Source organism: Variovorax sp. GW821-FHT10D07 (assembly GCF_059415325.1).
In genome coordinates this window covers 748,514-767,329 of the sequence record NZ_JBWKMZ010000001.1, presented here as the reverse complement: position 1 = coordinate 767,329, position 18,816 = coordinate 748,514, and the positions used below count along the sequence as shown (strand labels likewise).

21 protein-coding genes are annotated in these 18,816 nt (G+C 70.2%); 19 read left to right on the top strand and 2 right to left on the bottom strand.

The features are described 5' to 3' along the window. Positions 1 to 108 precede the first annotated feature (108 nt). The 13 genes from AC07PU_RS03565 to AC07PU_RS03505 all read left to right on the top strand — a co-directional run bounded on the left by AC07PU_RS03565 (position 109) and on the right by AC07PU_RS03505 (position 11,268). Complete coding sequence (locus tag AC07PU_RS03565) at positions 109 to 1,068, top strand: Bug family tripartite tricarboxylate transporter substrate binding protein (RefSeq protein WP_495315282.1); 960 nt, start codon at positions 109 to 111, stop codon at positions 1,066 to 1,068. 73 nt (positions 1,069 to 1,141) lie between these two features. Then, positions 1,142 to 2,017 (top strand): ABC transporter substrate-binding protein, encoded by an 876-nt coding sequence (locus tag AC07PU_RS03560; protein WP_495315280.1) that lies wholly within the window; start codon positions 1,142 to 1,144, stop codon positions 2,015 to 2,017. A 15-nt stretch (positions 2,018 to 2,032) separates the two neighbouring features. Continuing rightward, a complete protein-coding gene (locus tag AC07PU_RS03555) occupies positions 2,033 to 3,172 on the top strand; it encodes an amino acid ABC transporter permease (protein ID WP_495315278.1) in 1,140 nt (379 codons plus the stop codon). Between the two features lie 15 nt (positions 3,173 to 3,187). Continuing rightward, positions 3,188 to 3,931, top strand: coding sequence for an amino acid ABC transporter ATP-binding protein (locus AC07PU_RS03550; RefSeq protein ID WP_296782379.1), 744 nt, complete (start codon positions 3,188 to 3,190; stop codon positions 3,929 to 3,931). Between the two features lie 63 nt (positions 3,932 to 3,994). Further along, a complete protein-coding gene (gene hutC, locus AC07PU_RS03545; protein ID WP_296782525.1) occupies positions 3,995 to 4,714 on the top strand; it encodes a histidine utilization transcriptional repressor HutC in 720 nt (239 codons plus the stop codon). Between the two features lie 23 nt (positions 4,715 to 4,737). Next, positions 4,738 to 5,508, top strand: coding sequence for an AraC family transcriptional regulator (locus AC07PU_RS03540; RefSeq protein ID WP_490876079.1), 771 nt, complete (start codon positions 4,738 to 4,740; stop codon positions 5,506 to 5,508). 33 nt (positions 5,509 to 5,541) lie between these two features. Then, the gene (locus AC07PU_RS03535) at positions 5,542 to 6,339 is read left to right on the top strand and encodes an NAD(P)H-dependent oxidoreductase (protein ID WP_495315275.1); all 798 of its coding nucleotides are present in this window, start codon (positions 5,542 to 5,544) and stop codon (positions 6,337 to 6,339) included. A gap of 22 nt (positions 6,340 to 6,361) precedes the next feature. Then, positions 6,362 to 7,537 (top strand): NAD(P)/FAD-dependent oxidoreductase, encoded by a 1,176-nt coding sequence (locus AC07PU_RS03530; RefSeq protein ID WP_495315273.1) that lies wholly within the window; start codon positions 6,362 to 6,364, stop codon positions 7,535 to 7,537. A gap of 13 nt (positions 7,538 to 7,550) precedes the next feature. Further along, positions 7,551 to 8,324 (top strand): SDR family NAD(P)-dependent oxidoreductase, encoded by a 774-nt coding sequence (locus AC07PU_RS03525; RefSeq protein WP_495315271.1) that lies wholly within the window; start codon positions 7,551 to 7,553, stop codon positions 8,322 to 8,324. Positions 8,325 to 8,327: 3 nt separating this feature from the next. Continuing rightward, entirely contained in the window at positions 8,328 to 8,780 is a 453-nt protein-coding gene (locus AC07PU_RS03520) for a VOC family protein (RefSeq protein WP_093349617.1), read from the top strand. A 16-nt stretch (positions 8,781 to 8,796) separates the two neighbouring features. Beyond that, complete coding sequence (locus tag AC07PU_RS03515) at positions 8,797 to 9,561, top strand: LamB/YcsF family protein (protein ID WP_495315268.1); 765 nt, start codon at positions 8,797 to 8,799, stop codon at positions 9,559 to 9,561. A gap of 8 nt (positions 9,562 to 9,569) precedes the next feature. After that, a complete protein-coding gene (locus AC07PU_RS03510; protein WP_495315266.1) occupies positions 9,570 to 10,271 on the top strand; it encodes a 5-oxoprolinase subunit B family protein in 702 nt (233 codons plus the stop codon). Continuing rightward, positions 10,264 to 11,268: a 5-oxoprolinase subunit C family protein gene (locus AC07PU_RS03505; protein WP_495315264.1), complete on the top strand. Its 1,005-nt coding sequence runs from the start codon at positions 10,264 to 10,266 to the stop codon at positions 11,266 to 11,268. Before AC07PU_RS03510 ends, AC07PU_RS03505 begins: the two co-directional genes overlap by 8 nt. A gap of 6 nt (positions 11,269 to 11,274) precedes the next feature. Here AC07PU_RS03505 and AC07PU_RS03500 read toward each other — a convergent pair whose 3' ends face one another. Continuing rightward, a complete protein-coding gene (locus AC07PU_RS03500) occupies positions 11,275 to 12,207 on the bottom strand; it encodes a LysR family transcriptional regulator (protein WP_431514093.1) in 933 nt (310 codons plus the stop codon). A gap of 109 nt (positions 12,208 to 12,316) precedes the next feature. Between AC07PU_RS03500 and AC07PU_RS03495 the strand changes: the two genes are divergently transcribed. From AC07PU_RS03495 to AC07PU_RS03485, 3 genes are read left to right on the top strand one after another with little or no spacing between them, the layout of a single operon-like run. After that, complete coding sequence (locus tag AC07PU_RS03495) at positions 12,317 to 12,853, top strand: thiamine pyrophosphate-binding protein (RefSeq protein WP_093349604.1); 537 nt, start codon at positions 12,317 to 12,319, stop codon at positions 12,851 to 12,853. Continuing rightward, positions 12,853 to 13,449, top strand: coding sequence for a thiamine pyrophosphate-dependent enzyme (locus AC07PU_RS03490; RefSeq protein ID WP_495315261.1), 597 nt, complete (start codon positions 12,853 to 12,855; stop codon positions 13,447 to 13,449). Before AC07PU_RS03495 ends, AC07PU_RS03490 begins: the two co-directional genes overlap by 1 nt. Before the next feature lie 10 nt (positions 13,450 to 13,459). Beyond that, positions 13,460 to 14,938, top strand: coding sequence for an aldehyde dehydrogenase (locus tag AC07PU_RS03485; RefSeq protein WP_495315259.1), 1,479 nt, complete (start codon positions 13,460 to 13,462; stop codon positions 14,936 to 14,938). Between the two features lie 12 nt (positions 14,939 to 14,950). On the opposite strand, the gene AC07PU_RS03480 is transcribed toward AC07PU_RS03485, so the two are convergent. Beyond that, complete coding sequence (locus AC07PU_RS03480) at positions 14,951 to 16,210, bottom strand: putative Na+/H+ antiporter (RefSeq protein ID WP_495315257.1); 1,260 nt, start codon at positions 16,208 to 16,210, stop codon at positions 14,951 to 14,953. A 281-nt stretch (positions 16,211 to 16,491) separates the two neighbouring features. Between AC07PU_RS03480 and AC07PU_RS03475 the strand changes: the two genes are divergently transcribed. The 3 genes from AC07PU_RS03475 to AC07PU_RS03465 are packed head-to-tail and all read left to right on the top strand — an operon-like array spanning position 16,492 to position 18,716. Continuing rightward, positions 16,492 to 17,139: a secretin and TonB N-terminal domain-containing protein gene (locus AC07PU_RS03475; RefSeq protein WP_495315255.1), complete on the top strand. Its 648-nt coding sequence runs from the start codon at positions 16,492 to 16,494 to the stop codon at positions 17,137 to 17,139. After that, a complete protein-coding gene (locus AC07PU_RS03470) occupies positions 17,136 to 17,678 on the top strand; it encodes an RNA polymerase sigma factor (protein ID WP_495315253.1) in 543 nt (180 codons plus the stop codon). The genes AC07PU_RS03475 and AC07PU_RS03470 overlap by 4 nt, the downstream gene beginning before the upstream one ends. A gap of 36 nt (positions 17,679 to 17,714) precedes the next feature. Then, positions 17,715 to 18,716 carry a FecR family protein gene (locus tag AC07PU_RS03465; protein ID WP_495315251.1) on the top strand — a complete coding sequence of 334 codons (1,002 nt, stop codon included), beginning with the start codon at positions 17,715 to 17,717 and terminating at the stop codon, positions 18,714 to 18,716. The last annotated feature ends 100 nt before the right edge of the window (positions 18,717 to 18,816 follow it).

The following is an 18,816-nucleotide window of genomic DNA, read 5'->3' as shown; positions in this document are numbered from 1 at the left end:
CGCGGGCCCGGGCTCTCGGTCTTTCTCTTCGCTGCAGGACTCCTTCGCCAAGGAGTGCTGCCTTCTGCAACCTGCATGAGTTCTCTAGAGGTTTCTATGAATCGATGGATGCGATGGCTGGCCGTGGCGTTCCTGGTCTGCACGGCCGGCGCGGCTTCGGCGCAGGACTGGCCGAGCCGGCCGATCCGCTTCGTCGTGCCCTGGCCGCCCGGCGGACTCAACGACACCATCGCCCGCGCGTTCAACGACCGCGTCGGGCAGGCGCTGGGGCAGCCGGTGGTGCTGGACTTCAAGCCCGGTGCCGCGGGCCGCATCGGCGTGTCGGACGTGGCGCGCTCCGCGCCCGACGGCTACACCGTCGGCATGGGCAACCTCGGGCCGCTGACGATCCATCCGGTGCTCTACAAGCAGATGCCCTACGACGTGAAGAAGGACCTGCTGCCGATCGCGATGTTCGCCGCCTCGCCGCTGGTGCTGGTGGTGCCGGCCACCTCGCAGTTCAAGTCGGCGCGCGAGCTGGTCGAGGCGGCGCGCGCGAAGCCCGGCGCCTACAACTTCGCCTCGGTCGGACTCGGCAGCCCCGCGCACCTGACCTTCGAGCTGGTGAACGCCAAGGCCGGCATCCAGATCGTCCACGTGCCCTACAAGGGCACCAACGAGGCCCTGCCCGCGGTCATCGCGGGCGACGTGCACGCCACCTTCGACACGCTGTCGAGCCTGCAGCCCTTCATCAAGGCCGGCAAGCTGCGGCCGCTGGCCGTCACCACGGCCGAGCGCGTCGCGCAGTTCCCCGAGGTGCCGACGCTCAAGGAGCTCGGTCTGCTCGATGATCCGGTGCTGTCCTGGTATGCGCTGATCGCGCCGGCGCGCACGCCGGCCGCGATCGTCGCGAAGCTGTACAAGGCCTATGGCGAGGCCGCGCAGACCCCGGAGATCCAGAAGCTGCTGGCCGCGCAGGGCCTGATCTACCTGCCGATGTCCTCGGCCGAGTTCCAGGCCGGCATCGACAAGGAGACCGCCCGCTGGGGCCGGATCATCCAAGACCACCGCATCGAAGTCACGCCCTGAACACCACGCATCTCTCGCCACCCGGACCGCTTTTTTTTCCCCTCGATTCCAACCAACCCAACGGAGCCCCGACATGAAATCCCTCAAGCGCCAGCGAACCACTTCCCACGCCAGGCCGCTCGCCTCGGCACTCGCAGCCCTCCTCGTGAGCGCCGCCTCGTTCGCGGCTTCCGCGGCACCGGACTACGGCAAGTGCGAAGTCACGGGCCAGCGCGGCTCGGTGAAACTCGAGACCGTGGTGCCGGGCGCTCTGTCCGTGCGGCCCGTGCTGCCCTCGCCGGGCTGGTGGAACGGCGACTCGATCGACACCATCAAGGACGGCTTCGAGTACTGCATGGCCGCCAACATGGCCTACCGCGCCGGCCTCGACAAGGTGGTGGTGGTGAACCGCTCGTTCGCGCAGATCCTCACCGGCCAGGCGCAGGGCTTCGACATCGCGCTGAGCCAGATCACCATCACCGACGAGCGCAAGAAGGTGGTGAACTTCACCGAGCCCTACTTCAGCTCGGACCAGGGCATCCTCGTGAAGGCCGGCGTCAAGGTCGACAAGGAGAGCATCAAGAAGCTGCGCCTCGGGGTGAAGCAGGGCACGACCATCCTTGGCTACCTCGCCGACAACGTCAAGCCGGTGGAACAGCCCAAGGTCTTCGCCGAGGCGGCCGCGATGTACGCAGCGCTGGCGGCCGGCCAGGTCGATGCCGTGCTCTACGACACGCCCAACCTGCTGGCGCGCGCCAAGCAGTCGAACGGCCTGTTCGAGGTGGTCGGCCGCTACGACACCGGCGAACGCTGGGGCGGCCTGGTCAACAAGGACTCCGCGAACATGGCGACCTTCAACAAGCTGATCGACGAGATGAAGCGCGACGGCACCTTCGCGCGCCTGGCGAACCAGTACCTGACGCCCAGCCTCGGCGCCGATCCCACCAAAGTGCCCGTCTTCAATCCCTGAGACCGAGATCCGACCATGAACAGTGCAACGCAGCAGTCCGCCGGCCTGCCTTCGCCCGTCGCGGGGCAGGAGCGCCGCCTGAACATCGGAGGCATGCCGAAGGTGCCGCTGATGCTCTTCCTCTTCGCGCTGGCGGGCGTGATCCTGGTCGTCGCGGCCAGCTGGTACACCCTGCAGTCCCTGCGCGAGGCCCTGCGGGGCAGCGCCTGGGACGGCTGGTGGATCACGGCCGGGGCCGGGGTCCTGGCGCTCGCGTCGCTGGCCGTGGTCCGGCCGCTGTGGCGCGCCTTCCAGCGCTGCCGCGGCGTTCGCGCGGCGGCGCTGCGCATGGACATCGTGGCGGCGCGCATCGAGCGCTCCGACGCCTGCGTGCAGAGCTGGATCGCGCTCGGCCACACGCTGGCGCAGTTCATCGTGGTGCTGGGCTTCCAGTTCCTGCTGGCCAACAACCAGGCGGTCGCCAAGACCTTCTTCCTGGTGCCGCTGATCGTGAAGACCTTCCCGCTGGTCCTCGATGCGTTCTGGGTCAACGTGAAGATCTTCCTGATCGCCGAGGTGCTGGTGCTGGTCTGGGGCCTGATCGTGGCGCTCGCGATGTTCGCGCCCGGGGCCGCCGGCAAGCCGCTGCGCTTCATCGCCACGGCCTACGTCGACGTGTTCCGCTCGATCCCCGCGGTGCTGGTGATCTACCTGGTCGGCTTCGGCCTGCCGTTGACGGGCGTGCCCATCCTCAAGGACCTGTCGCTCACGACCTATGTGGTGATCGCGCTGACGCTGACGGTCGGTGCCTACGTGGCCGAGATCTACCGCGCGGGCATCCAGAGCGTGCACTGGAGCCAGACGGCCGCTTCGCGGTCGCTCGGGCTGTCGCACATGCAGACACTGCGCTTCGTGGTCGTGCCCCAGGGCGTGCGCCAGATCATTCCACCGCTGCTCAATGCCTTCATCGCGCTGCAGAAGGACACCGCGCTGGTCAACGTGGTCGGGGTGGTCGACTCCTTCAACCAATCGATGATCGTGGCCTCCAACTACTACAACCTGTCGGCCGCGACCACCGTCGCGCTGCTCTTCATCGTCATCTCCATCCCGCAAACGCGCTTCGTGGAGCGCATGGCCCGCCGCGATCGCGCCCGCATGCGCGCTGGCAACGCATAAACCGAGTCCCCACACATGTCCTTCATCGAGATCAGGGAAATTTCGAAGTCCTACGGCGAGCTGCCGGTGCTCAACCGGCTGGCGATGGCGGTCGAGGAGCACCAGGTGGTGAGCCTGATCGGTCCCTCGGGCTCCGGCAAGTCGACGCTGCTGCGCTGCATCAACGGCCTGGAGCCCATCGACGCGGGCGAGATCCGCGTGCACGGCGACCGCATCACCGGGCCGGGCGTCGACGTCAACTCGCTGCGCCGCGACATCGGCATCGTGTTCCAGGGCTACAACCTGTTCCCGCACATGACCGTGCTGCAGAACGTGACGCTGGCGCCGATCCAGGTGCTCAAGCAGTCGCGGGAGGAGGCCGAGGACCGCGCGATGGCGCTGCTCAAGCGCTTCAGCCTCGCGCACAAGGCGAAGGAATATCCCGACCGCATGTCGGGCGGCCAGCAGCAGCGCGTGGCGATCGTGCGCGCGCTGGCCATGGACCCGATGGTTCTGCTGCTCGACGAGATCACCTCGGCACTCGACCCCGAGCTGGTGTCGGAGGTGCTCAACATCGTGCGCGACCTCGCCAACGAAGGCATGACCATGCTGCTGGCCACGCACGAGATGGGGTTCGCGCGCGAGGTCTCGTCCAAGGTCTGCTTCCTGTGCGACGGCGTCGTCTGCGAGGAGGGACCGCCCGAGCAGATCTTCGCCGAGCCGCAGCAGGACCGGACCCGTTCCTTCCTGCGCAGCATCCGAGAGGCGAAGCGCATCTAGATGAGCGACCGAAGCGCCCGCCGGCCGCGCCGCGACGCTCCGGACGAGGAGGGCGGCCGTGGCATGCTCGAGGGAATGACGACGACCCTGCACGAGCGAATCAAGGCCCATGTGACGCAGGGCATCCTCGACGGCACCTGGCAGCCGGGCCAGAGGCTGCCTTCGGAGCTGGAGCTGGTCACGCAGTTCGGCGTCTCGCGCATGACCGTCAACAAGGCGCTGCGCGAGCTCGCGAACGCGGGCCGGATCGTGCGCGTGGCGGGGGTCGGCACCTTCGTGGCGGAGAAGAAGCCGCAGTCCACGCTGCTGCAGATCGCCAACATCGCGAGCGAGATCCGGGCCCGCGGCCACGAGCACCGGTGGCGTGGCCTGTCGCGCGAGCGCGTGGCGGCCGCGCCCGACATCGCGGCCTGGCTCAACATGCTGCCGGGCCAGTCGATCTTCCGGCTGCAGAGCGTGCACCTCGAGAACGGCGTGCCCGTGCAGCTCGAGGACCGCTACGTCAACCCGAAGATGGCGCCGGCCTTCCTCGACCAGGACTTCTCGGACATCACGCCGGGCGAGTACCTGCTCTCGCTGGTGCAGGCCGATCTCGTCGAGCACGTGGTCGATGCCGTCATGCCGACGGCGGAGCAGGCGCGCATCCTCGAGATGAAAGCCACCGAGCCCTGCCTGCAGCTGACGCGGCGCACCTGGCTGCGCGAGGTGCCCGTGACCTGGGTGCGCTGCCTGAACCCGGCCTCGCGCTACAGCCTGGGCAGCCGGTTCCGGCCCTCGCCCTGAACCGCGCCGGGCCGGGACACACGATGCGACTCGACGAACAGGTGCAGGCGTGGCTCACGCGCACGCCCGGGCTGATCGAGACCCTGTTCGACCGGCTGCCCGACGTGCTGTTCTACGTCAAGGACCAGCAGGGCCGCTACCTCTGGGCCAACCAGACGCTGATCGACCGCGCCGGCCTGCAGGACGGCGAGAGCGTGGTGGGCAAGACCGCGGACCAGCTGTTCCCGGCCAGCGGCCTCAGCACGGTGGCGCAGGACCTCGAGGTCATCGACAGCGGCCGGCCGATGCGCGAGCTGCTGCGCCTGTACCAGACCTGGCGCGGCGACCGCTACTGGTGCCTGAGCTCCAAGTTCCCGCTGCTCGATGCCGACGGCCGCATCGTCGGCCTGGCCGGGCTGTCGCGCGACCTGCCGCGCCCCAACGAGCGCCATCACAGCTACCGGCGGCTGCGGCGCTTCCTCGACTTCATCGACGCCGGCCTCGATGGGCCGGTGCTGATCGCCGAGGCGGCCGCCCATGCCTCGGTGTCGATGGACACGCTGGCGCGCCTGGTGCTCGAGGTCTTCCACGTGACGCCCAAGCAGTTGCTGATGAAGAAGCGCATCGACAAGGCCTGCCAACTGCTCGAGGAGACGCCGGCCTCGATCACGGAGGTGTCGGCCGCCTGCGGCTATGCCGACCACAGCGCCTTCTCGCGCCAGTTCAAGGTGGCGACGAACATGACGCCGGCGCAGTACCGAGCCTCGCGCCGCGACTATGCAGAAAACCGCAACCCGGTGCGCCGTACGTTCTAGCTGCGCCTGAGCCCGGCGCTCAGAATTCGCGGCATGAACTGCCTGATCGTTTATGCCCACCCCGAACCCGCATCGTTCAACGGCGCACTGAAGGACGTCGCGGTCCGAGAGCTGGAGCGCGTGGGCCATTCGGTGGTCGTCAGCGACCTCTACCGCATGGGTTGGAACCCGGCGCTGGGCCCCGACGATTTCGAGGGCGGGCGCGCGAACGCCGACTACCTCGATCTTTCGAAAGAGCAGGAACACGCCTTCGCGGCCGGCACGCAGCACCCCGCGGTGGCGGCCGAGCAGGCGAAGCTGGCGGCGGCCGACTTCGTGCTCCTGCAGTTTCCGCTGTGGTGGTTCTCGATGCCCGCCATCCTCAAGGGCTGGGTCGATCGCGTGCTGAGCCGCGGCTTCGCCTACTCGGCGGGGCGCAAGTACGAGACCGGGCATTTCAGGGGCAAGCGCGCGATGCTCAGCATCACGACGGGCACGGCCTCCACGCTCTACGAGCCGAACGGCATCGACGGCGATCTCCATCACGTGCTCTGGCCGATACACAACGGCATCCTGGCCTATACCGGCTTCACGGTGCTGCCGCCCTTCGCCGCCTGGATGCCCGCGCGGCTGTCGCCGCAGGAGCGCCAGGCCTGCCTCGACGCCCATGCCGAGCGCCTGCGCGGCATCGAGCGCATCGAGCCGCTGTTCTTCCATCCCTGGAGCGACTACGACGAATCGCAGCGGCTCAAGCCGGGCGTGGCCGCGCGCTCGGGCGTGCAGTGGAATCCGCGCGCCGGGCAGGGCTTCGAGGCCTCGGCATCGGCCCTCGCGGCGGCGTCCGACGCTTGACCGGCCTGTGCAGGAAACCCGCATGTCCTCCTCCAACACACCCCGCGTCGTCATCGTCGGCGGCGCCATCATCGGCAGCTTCTGCGCCTGGTCGCTGCGCCAGGCCGGCTTCGCGGGACCGATCACCGTGGTCGAGAAGGACGCCTCGTACCAGTTCTCGTCGACGGCGCTGTCCGCGGCCTCGATTCGCACCCAGTTCGGCACGGCCGCGAACATCCGGATGAGCCTGTACGGCGCCCAGATGTTCCGCGACATCAAGGCCGTGTTCGGCGACCAGGCCGACATCGGGTACCGCGAGCGCGGCTACCTGATCCTCGGCGGCCACGACCAGGTCACGCAGCGGCTGGAAGCCGTGCGGATGCAGCGCAGCCATGGCGCGGACATCCGGGTGCTCGATCCCGACGAGCTGGCCGCGCGCTATCCGGGCGTGGACTTCGGCGACGTCGGCATCGGAACGCTGGGCGTGCAGCACGAAGGCTGGTTCGATGCCTGGAGCCTGCTGTCGGAAGTGCGCCGCGCGGCGCGTCGGCTCGGTGTGGACTACGTGGAGGCGACGGCCAGCGGCTTCCGCACCAGTGGCGCGCGCGTGACCGGTGTCGAGCTGTCGAACGGCGAAGTGCTGGCCTGCGACTTCTGCGTGCTGGCCGCGGGCGCGCTGTCGGGCCGTCTGGCCGCCTTGCTGGACATCGCGCTGCCCGTGGTGCCGAAGAAGCGCACCGTGTTCTCGTTCAAGACGCCGTTCAAGGCGAGCGAGCTTCCGATGCTGTTCGATTCGAGCGGCATCTGGGTGCGGCCCGAAGGGGAGGGCTTCATCGGCGGCATCCAGCCGCCGGCCGAGATCGACGGGGACGCCGACGGCGACTTCGAGCCGCACCACGACCTGATGGAGTCGCTGTTCTGGCCCCTGCTCGCCAAACGCATCCCGGCCATGGAGGAACTGCGGCTGCAACGCGCCTGGGCCGGGCACTACGAGGTCAACACGCTCGACCACAACGGCGTGGTCGGCCCGCATGACGAGCTCGGCAACCTGATCTTCGCGACCGGCTTCTCGGGCCATGGCGTGATGCACGCGCCGGCGGTCGGCCGCGGCGTGGCCGAGCTGATCACGACGGGCGCGTTCCGCAGCATCGACATGAGTCCCCTGGGCTGGGCGCGCATCCGCAGCGCCACGCCCTTGTTCGAATCCATCGTTTACTGAAAAGGAGATCGCCATGAGACTGGCAGGCAAGGTGGCAGTGGTGACGGGCGCCGCGCGCGGCATCGGGCGCGCGACGGCGGAACGGCTTCTGGCCGAGGGCGCGAAGGTGGTCGTGTCGGACATCGACGCGCAGACCCTCGAGAAGACGGCCGCCGAGATCGGCCCGGCGGTCAACGTCTTCGCGGTGCGCGCGGACGTCTCGAAGAAGAGCGAGGTGGTCGGCCTGGTCGAGGCGGCGGTCCGGCATTTCGGCAGCCTCGACATCATGGTGAACAACGCCGGCATCGCGCCGGTGGTGGAGTTCCTCGACGTCACCGAGGAGATGCTCGACCGCGTGCTCGACGTCAATCTCAAGGGCGCCTTCTACGGCACCCAGGCCGCGGGCCGCGAGATGGTCGCGCGCGGCAAGGGCGGCGTGATCATCAACATGTCCTCGATCAACTCGGGGCTGGCCAATCCCAACGTCGCGCCCTACGCGATCTCCAAGGGCGGCATGAACCAGGTGACCTCGACCGCGGCGGTGGCCTTCGCGCCGCACGGCATCCGCGTGGTCGGCGTCGGGCCCGGGACCATCATGACCGACATGGTGGCCGGGGCCTTCGTGCAGAGCGCGGGCAACCACGCCATCCTCTCGCGCACGCCGCTGGGCCGCTATGGCCAGCCCTCCGAGATCGCCTCGGTCGTGGCCTTCCTGGCGAGCGACGATGCCTCCTACATCACCGGCGAGACCATGTACGTGGACGGCGGCCGGCGCGTGCTGAACTACGTGGTTCCGGTGAAGGCCTGAGCGATGACGCATCCCTTCGCCAAGCTGCATCACCTCTGCATCGTGGTGCACGACATCGACCGGACGCAGGCCTACTACGAGTCGATCGGCATCGGCCCCTGGACCGAATACCCGCCGCTGGCCGAGTACGAGGAGCTCGAGGCGCCCAGCAAGCCCGGCTTCCTCGCGCTCAAGTACCGCGTGTGCAACCTGCCGACCGTGCAGCTCCAGCTGTGCCAGCCCGGCGACGAGCCGACGCCGCAGCGGCTGCACCTGGACAGCAAGGGCGAGGGCGTGTTCCACGTCGGCTTCGAGGTGCCCGACGCCGATGCCGCGCAGGCGCAGGCCACGGCACTGGGCCTGCCGGTGCTGATGCGCGGGCGCCGCGCGAACCGCACGGGCTTCACCTACTACGACAGCGCCGAGGGCGCGGGCGTCACGCTGCTCACGCGGGCGACCCACCATCCGGGCAAATAGCAGCGAGGAACGGGCCATGCGGATCGATCTGAATTCCGACCTGGGCGAGGGCTATGGCCCGTGGACGATGGGCGACGACGCGCGGATCCTCGACTGCGTGACCAGCGCGAACATCGCCTGCGGCGGCCATGCGGGCGATGCGGAAACCATGTACCGCACCCTGCGTCTGGCGGCGGAGCGCGGCGTGAACGTCGGCGCCCATCCGGGCTACAACGACCGCGAGGGCTTCGGGCGGCGCGTGATCCCGATGCCGCCCGCCGAGATCGGCCGCATGGTCGCGGCGCAGGTCGGCGCGCTCGTGGCGATGGCCCGGCTCGCGGGCACCGAGGTGCGCTACGTCAAGCCGCATGGCGCGCTCGGCAATCTCGCGGCCGCGGACATGGGCGTGGCCCAGGCCATCGTCGCCGCGCTCGAGAAGGTCGACCCCGCGCTCGCGATCCTCGCCATCTCGGGCACCTGCCTCGAGCAGGCCGCGCACGCACAGGGGCTGCGCGCCTTCTCGGAGATCTTCGCCGACCGCGCCTACCTGCCCACTGGCCAGCTGGTGCCGCGCGGCCAGCCGGGCGCGGTCCTGCACGATGCCGAGGCAGCCGCGGACCGGCTGATCGGCTTCGTGCGAACCGGAAGGATGCCGGTGCAGGGCGCGGCGCCGATCGCGTTGAAGGCCGACTCGGTCTGCGTCCATGGCGACAACGCCGAATCGGTCGAGATGGCGCGGCACATCCGCAAGCGGCTGACGGCCGAAGGGATCGTGCTGGCCTCGTTCCTCGACCAGCCGTAGGCCCGCCGATGCCGAACCCCGAATGGCCGCGCTACACGCCGGTCGCGGACCACTCGCTGCTGGTGTCCTTCGGCGACGCGATCGCCGACCCGGCCAACGCGGCTGTGCTCGCGCTCGACCGGGCCCTGGCCCATGCGCCGCCCGAGGGCCTGCTCGAATGCATCCCGGCCTTCGTCAGCCTGCTGGTCGTCTTCGATCCGCTGGTCACCGATCACGTGCGGATCCGGGAGGCGGCCGAGACGCTGCAGCGCGATCCGCCGGCCGGCCTGCCGGCGGGAGAAGCGCGCGAGGTCGAGGTCTGCTACGACGACGACTTCGCGCCCGACCTCGAAGCGGTGGCACGGGCTTCGGGCCTGGGCATCGATGCGACGATCGAGCTTCACCTTCGGGGCGACTACCGGGTGCGCATGTACGGCTTCGCGCCGGGCTATGCCTACATGTCGGGCGTACCGACGGAGATCCAGGTGCCGCGCAAGCCCTCGGCCCTGCGCGACATCGCCGCGGGCAGCGTGCTGATCGCGGGGCCGCAGTGCCTCGTCACCACATTGCGGATGCCCACGGGCTGGTCGATCGTCGGCCGCTCGCCCACGCGCATCCTGACGCGCGACGACAGCACGCCCTTTCTCTTCGGCGTGGGCGACCGCGTGCGCTTCAAGCGCATCGACCGCGCGCAATACGAAGCAAGGCTGGAGAACGAAAGCCATGGCTGAAGCCAGGCTGCGCGTGCGCGCCTGCGGCCCGCTGGTCACGTACCAGGACGGCGGCCGACCGGGCATGCTGCGCTTCGGTGTGCCCGCCTCGGGCCCGATGGACCGGCTCGCGCATGCCGCGGCCCATGTCGCGCTCGGAAACCCGGTGGATGCCACCGCGATCGAGATCTCCCTGGGCGGGCTGGAGCTGCTGTGCGAGGCGGGCGAGGTGAGCTGCGGCATCGCCGGTGGCGAGTTCCAGGTCCGCCATTCGGGCGCGGCGACGGGTTCGTGGTGCGTGCGAACGCTGCGCGCGGGCGACACGCTGTCGATCCGTCCGGGCCGCTGGGGCAGTTGGGCCTATCTGGCGTTCAGCGGCGAGCCCGTGTGCGGGCATTGGGCCGGGCACAGCGCCACGCATTCGGCCTCGGGCCTCGGCGGCGGCAGCCTGGTGCCCGGTGCCGAGATCGTGCTGCGCGACACGCGGGTCGTGCAGGAGCGCGAGGGAGACCGCACGGCACCCGCACTGGCCGGTCCGCGCCCGCTCGTTCGCGTCGTGCTGGGGCCGCAGACCGACAGCTTCGAGGCGGCCTCCGTGGCCGCGTTCCTCGACGCGGGCTTCTCGGTCACGCCCGCCCGCGACCGCATGGGCATGCGCCTCGCGGGGCCGACGCTGACCTTGAAGGATGCCCTGTCCATTCCCTCCGAGCCGATCGTGCGCGGCTCGATCCAGGTCGGTGGCGATGGCGTGGCCTCGGTGCTGCTGGCCGACCACCAGACCACGGGCGGCTATCCGAAGATCGCCACCGTCCTGTCCTGCGACCTCGATGGCCTGTCGCAGCTTCGGCCCGGCGACGGGCTGCGCTTCCGGGCCGTGGACCCGGCGGAGGCGATCCGGCTGGTGCGCCTGGAAGCACCGCCGAGAAGCCGGTTCCTGCAGGAGATGGCCCAGCCGCCGGGCAGCCTGCCGAGCCGCCTGATGGCCGAGAATCTGATCAGCGGCTTCGTGCTCGCATAGCGCGCCTCAGGCGCCGAGCCAGCGCCCCTCGGGCCAGGCACCGGCATCGATCGCGCGCCGCGCCTCCCGCGTGAGCACGTCGACCGCGCAGCGCACATGCCGCGCGATCGGCCGGTTGACGGGCAGGGCCAGCACGATGGTCCGGCGGATGCCCGGATCGGCCAGCGGCGCGCCCCTGAGCTTCTGCGTGCGCAGGTCCTCCGCGACCGCGATCGGCGGCAGGATGGTCAGGCCATGGCCGCCGAGCACCAGGCTTCGCTGCACGCTCAGCGCGTTGGTCTCGGCCGACAGGTCGAGCGTCACCTGGGCCACGGCGCAGGCATGCTCGACCAGCGTGCGGATGCCGTGCGGCGCGCTCGGCAGCACCAGCTTGTGGCCCGCGAGCTCGGCCAGCGCCACCGGCCGGTCGGGCCGCAGCTTGCTGCTCTTCGGGCCGATGACCCACAGCGCCTCCTCGATCAGCGGCGTGGTCTGGATGTTGGGCGAGCGCTCCGCGCCATAGAGCAGCGCGGCATCGACCTCGCCCGATTCGAGCCAGCGCAGCAGCGTGCCCGCGTAGCCCATCGCGATGCGCACGCGGATGCCCGGGTAGTCGGCCGCCAGCGTCGCCACCAGCGGGCTCGAGAGGATGTCGATGGTGCTCGGCAGCAGCCCCAAGGTGACCAGCCCGCCGATGCTGTTGTCGACGGTGCCGATCTCGGCCCGGGCCCGGTCCAGCTCGAGCAGCGCGCGGCGCGCATAGCCCACGAGCGCCAGCCCCGCATCGGTCAGCACCATGCCGTGGCGCTCGCGCTCGAACAGGGGCGCGCCGATGTCCTCCTCGAGCAGGCGGATCTGCCGCGACACCGCGGGCTGCACCAGGTGCAGCACCTCGGCCGCGCGCGTGACGTTGCCGGTCTCGGCCACCGTGAGAAAGGCGCGCAGTTGCTTCAGGTCCATGTGGCTGCCTCCATGCACAAACGTGATCGTGGAATCTCGATTTTCTATTTCACATTCCCAGGCATCAAATTCTATGATTTCTGGCACTTTCACCAACCCACCCCGATTCATGAACCAGACCACCCAGGCCGCGCCCGACTGGCAGCAGGCCGCCTTCCGCGTGCTCAAGGCGGGCGGCGTCAGGCAGATCGCCTACGTGCCCGACGCCGGCCATTCGCACGTGATCCGCAGCGCCATCGCCGACCCCGACATCGAGGACGTGGTGCTGACCACCGAGGAGGAGGGCGTGGCGCTGGTGAGCGGCGCCTGGCTCGGCGGCCAGCGCGCCGTGCTGCTGATGCAGAGCAGCGGCGTGGGCAACTGCGTGAACATGTTCTCGCTGCTGCAGGCCGCGGACTTCCCGTTCTTCACGCTCGTGACCATGCGCGGCGAATACGCCGAGTTCAATCCCTGGCAGGGCCCGATGGGCAAGGCCACGCAGGCCGCACTCGAGCTCATGGGCATCCACGTGCTGCGCGCCTCGAAGCCCGAGGAGGTCGAGGAAGTCGTCAGCGCGGGCTTCGATGCCGCCTTCGAGGCCGGCGAGAAGGTCGCCGTCCTGCTGGGACAGGAACTGATCGGCCGCAAGAAGTGGGAGCGCAAGTGATGAACACGAAGACCCCGGCGCAGCGCGCCGACCGCCGCGAATTCGTGGCAAAGCTGATCGCCGCCATCCCCGATGCCCTGATCGTCACGGGCCTGGGCTCGGCCTCCTACGACGTGTTCGCCAGCGGCGACCGCGAGCGCAACTACTACCTGTGGGGCGCCATGGGCGGCGCCGCCTCGCTGGGGCTGGGCCTGGCGCTCGCGCAGCGCGACAAGTCGGTGGTCGTCATCACCGGCGACGGCGAGCAGCTGATGGGCATCGGCAGCCTCGGCACCATCGGCGTCAAGCAGCCGAAGAACCTCAGCATCGTGATGCTCGACAACGGCCATTTCGGCGAGACCGGCATGCAGCGCAGCCACTCGAGCCTGGGCGCCGACCTGGTGGCGGTGGCCAAGGGGTTCGGCATCGCCGATGCGTTCTCAGTCGACAGCACCGAGGCCTGCGAGGACCTGGCCGAGCGCATCAACGCGCGCCGGCAGACCACCTTCGCGCAGGTGTTCATCGATGCCAACGAGCCGCCGCGCGCGCTGCCGCCACGCGACGGCTCGTACATCAAGAACCGCTTCCGCGCCGCGCTGGGCTTCGCGCCCTTCTGACGGGCACGCCATGCAACGCTATTCATTGCACATCGGGGGCGAAGCCTGCGAGCCGCACGGCGGCACCTGGTTCGACACCCAGAACCCTTTCACCGGGGAGAGCTGGGCGCAGATCCCGCGCGGCGACGCGCAGGACGTCGACCGCGCCGTGCGCGCCGCGCACCAGACGCTGACCAGCGGGCCCTGGTCGGAACTGACCGCGACGCAGCGCGGCGCGCTGATGCGCAGGCTCGGCGACCTGATCGCGCGCGACGCGGCCAGGCTGGCCGCCACCGAGGTCCGCGACAACGGCAAGCTGCTCGCGGAGATGCGCGGGCAGCTCGACTACCTCCCGCAGTGGTTCTATTACTACGGCGGCCTGGCCGACAAGGTGCAGGGCAGCACGCTGCCGCTCGACAAGAAGGGCTACTTCGCGTTCACGCGCCACGAGCCCGTGGGCGTGGTGGCCGCCATCACGCCCTGGAACTCGCCGCTGCTGCTGCTGGCCTGGAAGCTCGCGCCGGCGTTGGCCGCGGGTTGCACCGTGGTGGCCAAGCCCTCGGAGTTCACCTCGGCCTCGACGCTCGAGTTCGCGCAGCTGTTCGAGGAAGCCGGCTTCCCACCGGGCGTGTTCAACGTGGTGACGGGCTTCGGCGCCGAGGTGGGCACGCCGCTGGTCGAGCATCCGCTGGTGGCCAAGATCAGCTTCACGGGATCGGATTCGACCGGCCGCCTGATCAACGAGCGGGCCGGGCGCCTCTTGAAGCACACGGCCATGGAGCTGGGCGGCAAGTCGCCCAACGTGGTGTTCGAGGACGCCGACCTCGAGCAGGCCGCGTTCGGCGCGATCTCGGGCATCTTCGCCGCCACCGGCCAGACCTGCATCGCCGGCTCGCGCCTGCTGGTGCAGGACAGCATCCACGACGCCTTCGTCGAGCGCCTGCTCGCGGTGGCGCGCACCGCGCGCATGGGCGACCCGATGAGCCCCGAGACGCAGGTCGGCCCGATCACCACGCCGCCGCAGTACCGCAAGGTGCTCGAGTACATCGACATCGCGCGCGCCGAGGGCGCGACCGCCGTGCTGGGTGGCGAAAAAGGCACGGCCCCCGAATGCGGCACGGGCTGGTTCGTGCAGCCCACCATCTTCACGGGCGTGCGCAACGACATGCGCATCGCCCAGGAGGAGGTCTTCGGCCCCGTGCTGTCGGTGATCCGCTTCAAGGACGAGGCCGATGCGCTGCGCATCGCCAACGACGTGCGCTTCGGCCTGGCCGCGGCGGTGTGGACGCAGGACATCGGCCGCGCCATGCGCATGTCCGAGAAGCTGCAGGCCGGCACGGTGTGGATCAACACCTACCGCGCCGTGAGCTTCATGGCCCCGTTCGGCGGCTACAAGGACTCGGGCCTGGGCCGCGAGAACGGCATCGACGCGGTCCGCGAGTACCTGCAGACCAAGTCGGTGTGGATCAACAGCGGCGCGGCGACGGGCAATCCCTTCGTGATGCGCTGAGCGCGCCGAGGCTCACAGGAACAGGAACACCGCCGCCGCGACAGCGGTCGGCCCCAGCGCACCGAGCAGCAGCCCGCCCGCGCCGATGGTCTCGTCGGCGAAGCCGCGCTTGAGCAGCGCCACGCCCGCGGGATTGGGCGCGTTGGCGATCACCGTCAGTCCGCCCCCGGCCACGGCGCCCGCCACCAGCATGTACTTCGATTCGTCGGAGATGCCGACGATCAGCGAGCCCAGGTAGGTGAGGGCGGCGTTGTCGGTGATGGCGGTGAGGCCCAGGGCGCCGAGGAACAGCGCGACGGGCGCGAGCGCCGAGACGATGGGCTGCAGCCACCACTGCTGCATGCCGCCCAGCACGACCAGCCCGGCGAGGAAGAAGCCGACGAGCAGCGCCTCCTTGAGGATCGGCGGGCTCTGGTGGCGCTCGTAGGCCTGGGCGAAGCCGAGGAACATCAGGAATAGGCCGAGGAACACCACCGGATGGTGGGCGAACAGCACCACGCCCGCGAGCAGGCCCAGGTGCACCGCGACCACGGGCAGCGGAACGCGCGCTTCGGGCGCCGCGCCCTCGTCGCCCGCCGCGGGCTGCAGATGCTTGCGCAGCACCCAGGTCGCGACGGTGGCGTTCAGCAGCACCGCGAGCGCGGCCTTCCAGCCGAAGGTGGCGAGCATGAAGGCGCTGTCCCATTGCCAGGTGGTCGCCACCATCAGCACCGGCGGCGCGGCATAGGAGGTCAGCGTGCCGCCGATCGAGATGTTGACGAACAGCACGCCCAGCGCCAGGTACTTCACGGCCTCCGGCACGCGCGGGCGGAAAATCTGCGGCGCGAGCATCAGCGCGGCGATGGTCATGGCGGCGGGCTCGGTGATCAGCGAGCCGAGCAGCGGCACCGCCGCGAGGCCCAGCCATGCGCGCGCGACCGGCGTGGGCACGGGCGCGATGCGCGCGAGCGTGTCGACCAGCGACATCGCCGTGCGCAGCACGGGACGCGAGGCCGCGATCACCATCACCACGAAGACGAACAGCGGCTCGGTGTAGTTGCGCGACTCGGCATAGTCGAGCGCGGTGCCGCCGCCGGCGAACAGCGCCATCGACACGACCAGCACGATGGCCCAGAAGCCGAACACGACCTCGACCTCGCCGAGCAAATGGAACAGGCCGGCATGGCGTGGATGGCGGTGGGAGAGGCGCTCGAACTGCCTGGCGCTGAAGGTGTGGAGCAGGGCGACGGCAAAGATGGCCGCGGCGATCCATTGGATCGGGGTGTGGGACATGGGATTCCTCGACGAGGCGAAACCGCGAGGCGGCCCGACCTGCGCAAATCCTGGAATGCCCGAAACGGCATGCCACCCAGCGCGCATTTTACCCGAGGGCCTCAAAACCCCGGCCGCGAAGGGCCGGTCGCGACGCTCGCCGTCATCTGAACGTCACGAAGCATTCCTAGCATCCGCCTCGACATGCCCCCCGGGCGGCGGCCTTCGCCGGGCGTATCGACTTCATGCGGCATGCACCTCCTCTTCCTTCCTCCCTGGCAAGCTGCGTGCTCGCGGCGTGCATGGCCTTTGCGGCCGTGAATGCGCGCGCGCAGGCCGAGGCGATGCGCTTCGACATCGCGCGGCAGCCGCTGACCGCGGCGCTGGAGCAGTACGGCCTGCGCACCGGCCTGCCGGTGTTCTTCGATGCCGAACTGGTGGCGGGCCGCGACGCCTCGCCGGTGCAGGCCACGCTCACGCCGGCCGAGGCGCTCGCCTTGCTGCTGCAGGGCACGGGCCTGGTCGCCGACTACGCGGGCACCGGGCCCGGCGCCGCCTTCGTGCTCAAGCCGCTGCCCGACGAGGCGGCGTTGCGCGAGCGCGCGCTGGCGTCCCGCGCGGCGCCGGCGGACCCGCAGCCCGGCTACGACGGCCTGGTGCAGACGCGCATCTGGGAGGCCTTCTGCGGCAATCCGCGCACCTTGCCCGGCGGCTACCGCGCGGCGATGCGCTTCGTGGTCGACGGCAGCGGGCGCATCGCCAATGCCTTCCTGCTGCACACCAGCGGCGACCGAGCGCGCGACGGCGCGATCCTGGAGACGCTGCGCCAGGTGCGCATCGACCGCGCGCCGCCGCCCGAGATGGCGCAGCCATTGACGATGCTGATCCTGCCGCGCGCGCAGACACCCGGGCTCGAGTGCCCCGGGCGGCACGGAGGGCCCGATCGATGAGCGTGCCCGAGAACGCGCTGCCGGCGCTGCGCAACTTCCTGGTCTCGCGCTACGACGAGCTCAAGCAGCGGCTCGCGCGGAGGCTCGGCAATGCCGAGCAGGCCGGCGACGCGCTGCAGGACACCTGGCTGCGCCTCGAAAGCCGCGACGACATCGACGGCGTGCGCGACCCGGCCTCCTACCTGCTGCGCGTGGCGGTCAACCTGGCCTACGACCAGCTCGGCCGGCAAGGCCGGCTGGCCAGCGCCGAGGAGATCGAGGCGCTGCTCGACGACGCGCCCGACCCCGCGCCCGGCCCGGCGCAGATCGCGGAGGACCGCTCCGAGATGGCGGCGCTCGCGGCGCTCATCGCGCGCATGCCGGCGCGCCGGCGCCAGGTGCTGGTGATGGTGCGCTGGGAACACCTGCCGCAGCGCGAGGTGGCGGCGCGGCTGGGCATTTCGCTGCGCACGGTCGAGAAGGAACTCAAGGATGCGCACGACTTCTGCGCCGCCCGCATGGGGCGCGCGCTCGCACCGAAGGCTTCGCATGAAAAATAAAACGCGGTTCGCCGCGCGCCTGGCCGTCTTATGGATATGAACATTCCCGCCGAGTCCGGCCCCGCCGATCAGCCGCAGCGCGAGGCGCAGGCCTGGCTGCGCCGGCTCACCTCCGGCGCGGCCACGCAGCGCGACCTCGAAGGGTTGCGCCGCTGGCAGGCCGCGAACCCCGTGCATGCGCAGGCCTTCGCGGAGGCGCGGCGCCTGTGGAAGGCGCTGGACCCCGCCATCGGCCAGATGATGTCGGAGCATCCCGCCTTGCTGGCCGCGCACCGCCAGGCCTCGGGCCAGCCCGCGCGCAGTCCCGCGCTGCCGCGCCGCGCCTTCCTGGGCGCGGCCGCCGGTGCCGCCGGCGCGGCGGGTGTGGCGCTGGCCGTGTACCCGCCGCTCGGGCTGTGGCCCGCGCTGGGCGAATGGAATGCCGACTTCCGCACCGCCACCGGCGAGCAGCGCACGGTGGCGCTGTCCGAGGGCGTCGACCTGGTGCTCAATACGCAGACCAGCGTGCAGCGGCGCATGCGCGACGGCCGCACGGTGGGCATCGCGCTGATCGAGGGCGAGACGGCGGTGGACCTGTCCGCGGCGGGTCCGGGCTTCAGCGTCACGGCCGGCGCGGGCCGCGTCGAGGCGCAGGCGGGGCGCTTCGAGGTGCGCTACCTCGATGGCAGCGCCTGCGTCAGCTGCGTCGAGGGCAGCGTGCGCGTCGCGCATGCGATGGGAACGCAGGTGCTGCAGCCGCGCCAGCAGCTGGTGTACGACGCGGGCTCGATCGGCGCGCCCGAGGCCATCCGCGACGCCGATGCCTCGGCCTGGCGCACCGGCGTGCTGGTGTTCCGCCAGACGCCGCTGTCGCGCGTGATCGCCGAGATCAACCGCTACCGGCCGGGCCGCGTGCTGCTGCTGGCGCGCGGCCTCTCGGAGCGCGCGGTGAACGGGCGTTTCGCCATCGCCGCGCTCGACACCGTGCTGGTGCAGATCCAGCGTTCGTACGACCTGCGCGCGCGGGCCCTGCCGGGTGGCGTGCTGCTGCTTAGCTGAGTCGTGTGACAGCTTGATTGGCCCCCGCGTCCGATCAGGTTTGAGAAAGTTAGCGGTTTTGTTTGCGTTGCCCGGTCTGTCCTGTGAGAGGCATGGATTC